Source organism: Nocardia seriolae NBRC 15557 (genome assembly GCF_007990715.1).
Lineage (GTDB): Bacteria > Actinomycetota > Actinomycetes > Mycobacteriales > Mycobacteriaceae > Nocardia > Nocardia seriolae.
The window spans coordinates 1-8,467 of the sequence record NZ_BJWY01000197.1 but is presented as its reverse complement, the minus strand read 5'-3'; the positions used below and the strand labels follow the sequence as shown (position 1 = coordinate 8,467).

At 69.1% G+C, this 8,467-nt stretch carries 7 protein-coding genes; 3 read left to right on the top strand and 4 right to left on the bottom strand.

Annotation, left to right across the window (positions count from 1 at the left end):
• The coding region (locus tag NS2_RS34240) for a hypothetical protein (protein ID WP_222594905.1) at positions 1-335 on the bottom strand (335 nt) is incomplete at its 3' end.
• A gap of 87 nt (positions 336-422) precedes the next feature.
• On the bottom strand, positions 423-5,885 hold the full coding sequence (locus NS2_RS34235) for an ATP-binding protein (protein WP_033091464.1): 5,463 nt from the start codon (positions 5,883-5,885) through the stop codon (positions 423-425).
• A 171-nt stretch (positions 5,886-6,056) separates the two neighbouring features.
• On the opposite strand from NS2_RS34235, the gene NS2_RS34230 reads away from it, so the two are divergent.
• Positions 6,057-6,362, top strand: a complete 306-nt coding sequence (locus NS2_RS34230; protein WP_033091463.1) for a hypothetical protein — start codon at positions 6,057-6,059, stop codon at positions 6,360-6,362.
• 161 nt (positions 6,363-6,523) lie between these two features.
• Positions 6,524-7,447, top strand: coding sequence for a universal stress protein (locus NS2_RS34225; protein ID WP_033091462.1), 924 nt, complete (start codon positions 6,524-6,526; stop codon positions 7,445-7,447).
• Between the two features lie 2 nt (positions 7,448-7,449).
• Here the strand turns inward: NS2_RS34225 and NS2_RS34220 are convergent, their stop codons facing one another.
• Positions 7,450-7,698 (bottom strand): amphi-Trp domain-containing protein, encoded by a 249-nt coding sequence (locus NS2_RS34220; RefSeq protein WP_033091461.1) that lies wholly within the window; start codon positions 7,696-7,698, stop codon positions 7,450-7,452.
• 97 nt (positions 7,699-7,795) lie between these two features.
• Here NS2_RS34220 and NS2_RS34215 point away from each other — a divergent pair, with 97 nt between their 5' ends.
• Positions 7,796-8,194, top strand: coding sequence for a hypothetical protein (locus tag NS2_RS34215; RefSeq protein ID WP_143161339.1), 399 nt, complete (start codon positions 7,796-7,798; stop codon positions 8,192-8,194).
• Here NS2_RS34215 and NS2_RS37010 read toward each other — a convergent pair.
• Positions 8,181-8,467, bottom strand: a 287-nt coding sequence (locus NS2_RS37010; protein ID WP_045440770.1) for a hypothetical protein, incomplete at its 5' end; no start/stop codon positions are given. The two genes, NS2_RS34215 and NS2_RS37010, sit on opposite strands and share 14 nt — an antisense overlap.

The following is an 8,467-nucleotide window of genomic DNA, read 5'->3' as shown; positions in this document are numbered from 1 at the left end:
GTTACGGCGAGTGGGCCTTTTATCTCGTGCAGGTTTCCGCCGTAACTCGCGGACACCGCCAGATCCCACACCGTATCGAGGGCCTGTTCCCACGAAATTATCGTGACGCCACGGCCGTTCAGGAATTCCACGGTATCCCGGTCGAAGGCCGAGGACCCGGTGATGGTGAACACCACCCGGATTCGCGGATCACCCGCCAGCACCGGGAGCGTGTCGAACAGGCGGGTCGCCGCTGTCGCATTGTGCACCACCGCGAGAACGTCGCGCTCATGACGGAATGTCGACCAGCGTGCGCGGTTGCCGAACTCGGACTGCGGTGGTGCATAGGGTGACACGATCGGTGATCATAGCCAAAAGAATTGCGGCCGTTCATCCGACGATGAACGGCCGCAATTCAGTGGCTGCGCCTGCGGCGCGATCGATCAGGCGGGCAGCCCCGCCTCGATGGCCGCGATGATGCGCGGCCGCATCTCCGCGGCGCTGATGATGGCATCGACCGAGCCGACCTGCACCGCGCGCTGAATATTGTGCACGCGATCGAATTCCGCGGCGACCTCGCCGAGCTTCTCGGCGCGCACCGCCTGGCGCAGCTCATCGCGTTCGGCGGTGAGCGTCGCGCGATCGGTGCCCGACGCGCTCGCCGCGTGCGTCTCGAAGTCCTTCACCCGCGGATCCGCGGCGGTGCGTGCGCTGACCTCGCCCGAGAACACCACGGCCGCGGCCGGAGCGCCACCGAGCACCGAGGCGAACGAGCCTTCGAGGGCCAGCACCGTCATATTCGGGTTGAGGGCCTTGGAGAACACCACGAACGCGCCGCCGTGGTAGCGGGAGATGACGCAGAACACGATCGGACCCTCGAAATTGACGATGGCCCGGCCGATTTCGGCGCCGTACTCGAGCTGCACCTTGCGCATGGACTCCGGCGACCCGTCGAACCCGGACAGGTTCGCCAGCACCACCAGCGGACGGTTGCCGCTGGCGGCATTGATCGCGCGTGCCGCCTTCTTCGACGACTGCGGGAACAGGGTGCCCGCGGTGTAGGTGTCCGGGCCGTCGGTGGCCGGGAAGCCGCGCCGCGGCACACCCCGGGATTCGATGCCCAGCAGGCACACCGGGATACCGCCCAGGCGCGCGTCCTGCACCACCGCCGTCTCCGCGTCGGCCATGCCCGCCCAGCGTTCCAGCACCGGGTGGTCCTGGTCGGCCAGCGCCCGCATCACGGTGCGAATGTCGAAGGGCTTCTTGCGATCCGGGTTCGAGGTCGCCGAGAAGATCTCGCCGACGGTGGCGAAATCGCTGCCGTCGAGGACGTGCGGGAAATCGGAGACATCGCGGTCGAGCGGGTCGCCGGTCGCCACCCGCCGCGGCCCGGCCTCACCCGGCGCCACATAGGTGTGGTCGTAGTGCGACATCAGGATGTCCCGTGCGGCAAGCAGATTCGGTGCCCAGTACTGCGCCTGACCGTTGGGGCCCATCACCCGGTCGTAGCCGCCGATACCGAAGTTGTCCTCGGCCGAGACGGCGCCGGAGAAGTCCAGCGCCTGCTTACCGGTGAGCACCATCGCCGACTCCGGCGTCATGACCAGGATGCCCTTGGTGTGCATGAGCATGGTGGCCTCGGCGTTCCAGTACGGCTGCGCGCCGACATTGATGCCGTTGACCACGATATTGATCTCGCCGCCGGCCTGGGTGAACTCGACGATCCGCTTGAGCGCCGCGGCCACCCAGTCCATGTTCTCGGTGCCCGACTTCATGGAGATGCGGGCGCCCGAGGACAGCGCGTACCACTCCAGCGGCACCCGCATCTGCTCGGCCAGATCCAGTGCCGCGATCACCCGGCGGCACTCCGGTTCCGACAGCGCGCCCAGGGATTTCGTGGGATCGCCCAGCAGCACCACGCGGGTGATGCCGGCCGGGTACTGCGCGGTCGCGGTGGTGACCACACCCGCGACCAGCGCGGCGGAGTTGTGGCCCTTGGGCCGGTTCACCGGCACCAGCGTGTGCTCGGCGTCGAGGTCGTATTCGGCGAAATCTCCGAGCAGACCGGTCAATTCGTACGGGTAGACGGTATTGCGGCTGCTGGCGCGCAGCACCTTCTGCCGGTACTCGTCCAGGGGCTCGACCGCGTCGTCGGTGCGATCCACCACGTTCACCTTGACGCCCTCGGTGGCGTCGAAGGAGATGCTCACGGCGATCTTGGTCAGTTCGCCGGTCTGCGGATCACGCTGGCGCGCGATGAGCAGGATCTCCTCGAGCCCGGCGCCCGCGGTCATCGGCTGCACGTGCCCGCCGATGACGGTCTCGAGTTCGGTGCGGGTGACCTCGACCGGCGGCCAGATGTACATGACCACGCGGTTGGTGTTGAACCGCTTGTTGGACGGCCGCTGTGCCTGCGCGCGGCGGATGGAGTCCAGGCAGGTGGCGATGGTGTTCTCCGCGGTGGGCAGCACCACCAGGCGGCCGTCGTGCTCGCGCAGCGCGGTCAGGTCGCGCACCTGCGCGAACGCGATGAGCCGGTCGTCATTGGGGTTGTCCTTGGCCACGGCCCGGAACAGGTACACCTCTTCGTCGTCCGAGGACGGCAGACGGGTGAGGTCGAACTTGCGCAGCCGCCGCATCTGCATGCGCTGGGCGATGTACGGGTGCAGACCGCGGATCAGGCGTTCCTCGGTCATGCCGGTGGTGGCGGGGCGGAAGGTGAAGTGGTGGTGCATGACCGCGCCACCGCTGCCCGCCACCGTGCAGGTGATCCGGTGCACCTGATCCGGGAGCGATTGGGTGCTCAGCTTCTCCTGCAGCGCCGCGGCCATGGCCTCGAAGTCCTCGGGCTGCTTCTCCCAGGCGAGGTAGATGTCGGCCTCGACGGAGGCACCCGCGCGGGCGACCTCGGCCAGACCGCGCAGCACGGTGTCGAGCTCGTCGAAGGAGACCGCGGCCGAAACCAGGCTGACGCCACGGCGTTCGGCGACCACGAAGGTGTGCCCGGCGGCCTCCTCGGCGCGGACGTCGGTGAGGTCCTTGTTGCCGTAGTAGCGCCGGGTCAGCACCTCGAGCATGACGGTGCTGTCGGCATTGCCGCGCACCAGGCGCTGGCCGAGCAGGCGCACCAGCGGTTCGGTGGCGCGCACCATGTCGGCGATGCGCTCGGAGCGCTCGGGCGAATCGGGCTGGGCGTCAAGGAAACTCATGTGCTTGCGCACGGTGGTGTAGACGCGTGCCCGGTTGCGCAGCAGCAGCGGGTGGCCGTACCAGGCGTAGGCGACACCGCGGGCGAGATCGGCCAGGCCGGGGAAGCGGATCTGGGTCGCGGCCACCAGCCGCTCCAGCGCGAGACCGACCGGTTCGCGTAGCGCCCGCTCCGGCGTGGGTTCGCGCAGCCACTCGCGCAGCAGCGAGGTGATGACGGTGACGGTGTCCGACGGCCGCTGCTGGGCCAGGAAGATCCGGAAGACCGCGGCCTCCAGATCGGGGGTGCGGTCCAGCTCGGTGACGCCGTAGTGCGCGAGGGCCTTGGCCAGCTTGGCGCGGTAGGACTCGGGCAGCCCGGCCCGCTCCACATCCAGGCTCTGCAGATAGGTGTGGAAGTACTCGCGGGCACTGTGCAGGTGGCCCTGGCCGCCGTCGTCGGACCGGTTGTGGCTGAGCTCGGCCAGATCCGAGAACAGTTCCACCAGTTCGACTTCCTCGGCCAGCGGACGGCGGTGATCCTCCCCGGCCGCCCGGCGCACGGCCAGGTAGTCGTCGAGCACACGCTGCTCGTCGTGCGGATCGACATCGAAGCCCAGCAGCAGGCTGCGCAGATCCTGCAGGCTGCGGGCCAGGCCCTCGTTGGGCCGCACCGGCGCGGCGGCACCGGGCAGTTCCAGCTCGACCGTTGCGGTCGAAGCGGTTTCGGTGTCCTCGGCGTCGTCGGCGAGCGGCTCCAGCCGCAGCAGCGGCGCACCGGTCTCGACCTGGCTGCCGACGGCGACCTCGCACTCCTTGAGCCGGGCCCGGAACGGCGCGCGCAGCACCGTTTCCATCTTCATGGACTCCAGCACCAGGATCGGCGCGCCCGCCTCGACCTCGTCGCCGACGGCGACCGGGGTGGCGACCACCAGCGCGGGCGCGGGCGAACGCACGACGCCGCCCTCGTCACGGGTGATGCGGTGGGTGACGCCCTCGACATCGACCAGGTACACCGGTCCGTGGGTGCCGGTGACGATGCGGAATCGGCTGCCGTTCACCACGATCTGACCGGTGTGCTGGTCGAAACGCTCCAGATCCACGTCGGCGGCCCGCATGTCGCCGCCCGCCTCGACCCCGATCCGGAACCGGTGCGCGCCGATGCGGGCGACCCGCACCCGGTAGGCGACGCCGCGTAGCTTGAGGTCGTGCGGGCGGCCGCTCTGGTGCTGCACCTGGGGACGGCCACCGGCCGCGGTGGACAGCAGCCGGGTCCGCTCGACCTGCTCCTCTTCCTCGTAGGCGTCGATGGCGGCCACGGCCACCGCGATGGTGGAGTGGCGGTGGGTGACCAGGCGGCCCTGCGCGCGCACCCGGTCGATCCAGCCGGTGTCGGCGCTGCCGTCGATCACCTCGGGCTGGTCCAGCAGATCGAGCACGAAGCTCTTGTTGGTCGCGCCGCCCTCGATGACCACGCGGGTCTGGGCCATGGCGCGGCGCAGGCGGCCCAGCGCCTCGTCGCGATTGCGGCCGTAGGCAATGATCTTCGCGATCATGGAGTCGAAATCGGCCGGGATGGTGTCGCCCTCGCTGACACCGGTGTCCACGCGGATGCCCGGTCCGGCGGGCAGATCCAGGCGGGCGATGCGGCCGGGGGCCGGGGCGAAGTCGCGGTCGGGGTCCTCGGCGTTGAGCCGGGCCTCGATGGCGTGGCCGCGCTCGGCCGGGGGCTCGCCCTCGAGCTTGCCGCCGGAGGCGACCAGCAGCTGCGCGCGCACCAGGTCGAAACCGGTGGTGGCCTCGGTGATCGGATGCTCCACCTGCAGGCGGGTATTGACCTCGAGGAAGGCGAACAGCTCATCGCCGGGGTGGTAGAGGAATTCGACCGTGGCCGCGCCGCGGTAGCCGACCGCGACGGCCAGCCGCTCGGCCGAGGCCTTCAGCTCGGCGGCCTGCTCGGGACGCAGCACCGGCGAGGCCGACTCCTCGATGACCTTCTGGTTGCGCCGCTGCACCGAGCAGTCGCGCACGCCCAGCGCCCACGCGGTGCCCTGGCCGTCGGCGATCACCTGGACCTCGACGTGGCGGGCGCCGGTCACCAGGCGCTCGAGGAACACGACGCCGCTGCCGAAGGCGCGCGCGGCCTCCTGGCGGGTGCGCTCGTAGGCGTCGACGAGCTCGTCCGGGTTGGTGATCATCCGGATGCCGCGCCCGCCGCCACCGGCGGTGGCCTTGAGCATGAGCGGGTAGCCGATGTCCTCGGCGGCGGCCAGCGCCGCCTCGACGGTGTCGACACCGCCGCGGCTCCACGGCGCCACCGGGACGCCGACCTCCTCGGCGATCAGCTTGGCGCCGATCTTGTCGCCGAGCTTGTGCATGGCCTCGGGGCTCGGGCCGATGAAGGTCACCCCGATCTGCTCACACAGTTCCGCGAAGGCCGGATCCTCGGCCACGAAACCCCAACCGACCCAGGCCGAATCGGCCTCGGTGACACGCAGCGCCTGCTCGAGCGCCTTCAGGTCGAGATACGGGCGCGCCGAAGCGGGGCCCAGGTCGTAGGCGATGTCGGCCTCGCGCACGAAGGTGGCGTTGCGGTCGACATCGGTGTGCAACGCGATCGTCTGGATCGTGGTCCCGGTCTCGGCGGCGAGGTCCCGGACGGCGTGGATGAGGCGTACCGCGGCCTCACCACGATTCACGATGGCAATGCGGCTGAACAACCCGTCAGCTCCTTCCATTACGTAGCTGAAGCCCGGTCGGGCGACGTTGCAACTGCCGGTCCCGGGTAGTCTGCCTCGCGGCGGCGTGCGGGTACACCCCGATAGGGGGTTACCGGCACGTATATCGTTTTCGAGGCCGATTTCGTAGCCGTGACCGTGGGAGGGGCTAGGGTGTCCGACATTCTCGACCTGTTGCATTCGCGCTGGGCGGAGGCCGCGGCCGAAGCGATTCTGGCCGGCGACGAGCATCCGGCACTGACGCTGACCACCGTCGAAGTCGCCGACCTCATCGACCATCTCACCGAATTGCGGCGGGCCGCCGGTGAGGCCGTCGACGCACTGGACCGCATCCGGGTCGTGCTGGATCAGCACACCGCCCACCCGGAAGCTCGAGCGCGCCAAGCAGCCACCATCGCCCGTTGCGCCGCCGAACGTCTCACGGCCGCCCGCGCGCACATGGAGATGCCCGAGAGCTGACGGCTCGATCGTGTGAGGGGACCAAGGCCCTTCCGGTGAGGGGCTTACCGGGCCCCCGACCGGTGACGATTGCCCGCATCCGAGCAGGGGCCATGTTCCATAACCTGGAACGAAGGCCCGGTCCGGGCACCGAAACCCGCTGCACGAGACCGGAGGCCGCGATGACGAGCCAGACCTACGACGATCCGCGGGTGCGGGCCTCGGCCACCGTGCTGGTCGGGGTGGACGGAACGCCCGGTGCGGATACGGCATTGCGCTGGGCGGCACACTACGCGGCCCGGCACCGGCGCGAACTGTCGATCGTGCTCGGGCTCGACCTGATCGGGGTCAGCGGCCTGATGGGACCCGTCGAAGCGGGATCGCCCTCGGTCCGCGAGGCGCTGCGGGAGCGCGGGCGTCAGCTCGTCGCGGAGGCCGAGCGGACCGCGCGGAAACTCGAACCCGGACTGCGCATTTCGACGCACCTGTCCGCGGACAAGGCCAGCCGCCTGCTGGTGGAGCTCAGTGCCGAGGCGTATGCGGTCGTGCTCGGCACGAATCCGCATGCCGGGCCGCCGCGGCCCGCGGGATCCACCCTGCTGGCCGTGACGGCGCACGCACAGTGCCCGGTGATCGTGGTACGCCCGGACCCGGATGGCACGGTTCCCGAGAGCGGACCGGTGGTCGTCGGCATCGACGGCAGCCCGGTGAGCGAGGCCGCGATCGGCGCGGCCTTCACCGAGGCATCCGAACGCGGTGCCGAGCTGGTCGCGGTCCATGTCTGGAGCGACTGGGATTTCGGTGTGTTCCTGGGCGAGCAGGCACCGGCGGAGTTGTCCGGCCTCGAAGGCGTCGAGGAGGCCATTCTGGCCGAGCGTCTGGCCGGCCACCGGGAGAAGTACCCGGATGTGCGGGTGTCGCACCGGATCTACGTGTCCGACCCGGCGGACGAGTTGTGGGAGTGGTCGAAGACGGCGCAACTGATCGTGGTGGGCAACCGCGGCCGCGGCGGTTTCCTGGGCATGCTGCTGGGATCCACCGCGCACGCGCTGGCGCAGAGCGCCCACTGCCCGGTCATGGTCGTGCACGCGCCGAAGAAACCCTGACGTCAGTTCTCGGTGGTACCGGCCGGGAATCGCAGTTCCGCCGAAAGCCTGATCTCGTCCTCATTCTTGGATCGCTCGATTTCCAGCTTGCCGTCGACCTCCTCGGGCAATGCGATGAATCCGGCATTGCCGTCGGTGCCGTAGGTCACGACGCCCCCGGCATCGAGTTCGTCGGCGATGCGCCGCAATTCGTCGGCCAGCCGACTGCGATCGAAGGTGGCGCGGTCCTTGTAGATCTTGTGATGTGTCATGCCTAGAGCACACCGCACCGCGTCAGCCGGTTCTAGGGACCAAATGCCCACTCCCACACCGCCGAGGTCACCGGCGCTGTCACCCCCACCGCCGGGGTTGCTCTATGAGAAGAAGATGATGAAGTACGCGCGGCCGGACGTGATCCAGATCGCGTACGCCAGCGCGCATACGCCGACTGCGAAGGCGATGATGGTGCCGCCCGTCGTCGCTTCGTCGGATGCACCGAAGATGAAGCAGAGTACTGCGAAGCCCAGTGACACCAGTGAGACAATGGTTCTGCCGATCCAGCCGAAAACCGAAGAAATCGTGTCGAGTGCGCTCGGACTGTTGTCGGCGATCCAGAAATTCCATCCCGCAGGCGGCCTCGGCCACCTCGGATCCGGCTGCCATCCGACCGGGGGCGCCCAGCCGGGCGGCGCGGGCGGCCGCCCGGGTGGTGGATTGAACCTCATAGCAACCTCGCGTAGTCGGATCGGCGGGCTCAGAGCCGGGTGAGCTGATAGAGCTGATTCCCGGTGGCGTCATAGACGTTCGCGTGGTCCCGGTCACCGAATTCGACCTTGTAGCTGCCGTGGTTCTCGCTCTGGGTCACCAGCAACGTGTACCGCGACTGTGGGTCCGGCTTCTGCGACAGCGAGCAGGTCATCGGCCCGCCGATATCGAGAGGTTTGGAGCCCGAGTAGAAGAATCCGGAACACGGTTGCCCGCTGCCTCGATAGATCTTCGCATCGGTCCCGTCCGACGACTGCCATGTCCCTTCGAGGGCAA